Annotated in this window: 1 protein-coding gene; it reads right to left on the bottom strand. The window is 71.0% G+C overall.

Features of this window, described 5'->3' with window-relative positions; translation table 11 throughout:
- Positions 1–388, bottom strand: a 388-nt coding sequence (locus PUR56_RS21260; protein ID WP_329950062.1) for an acyltransferase domain-containing protein, incomplete at its 3' end; no start/stop codon positions are given.
- Positions 389–420 lie beyond the last annotated feature (32 nt).

Below are 420 nucleotides of genomic sequence, written 5' to 3'. Positions count from 1 at the left end.
GCGCGGCAGCGAGCTCACCGATCGAATGACCGACCCGCACGTCCGCCCGCACACCCCAGAGCGACAGCAGCGCGTGCAACGCCACCTCGACGGCGAACAACGCCGCCTGCGCGTACCCGGTGCGGTGCATCAGCTCCTCGTCAGCCAGCACCTCCGCCAACGGCCGGACAAGATAGGCATCCACGTGCAACGCCACCTGGTCGAAGGCATCAGCGAAAACCGGGAACGCCTCGTACAACCCCCGGCCCATCGACGCACGCTGCGCACCCTGGCCCGTGACCAGGAACGCCACCCGGCCCGCCCGTGCGGTGCCGATCAGACCGCCCGCACCGGACACCACCGCATCCAGCCCGGTCATCAGCTCGTCGGTGTCACCGGCGAGCACCACCGCCCGGTGAGCGAGCGCGGCACGGCGGATCG

It is taken from the genome of Streptomyces sp. BE303, from assembly GCF_036290945.1.
In the GTDB taxonomy this organism is placed as follows: Bacteria; Actinomycetota; Actinomycetes; order Streptomycetales; family Streptomycetaceae; genus Kitasatospora.
The sequence above is the reverse complement of the archived record's forward strand: the minus strand, read 5'-3'. Positions and strand labels throughout refer to the sequence as shown.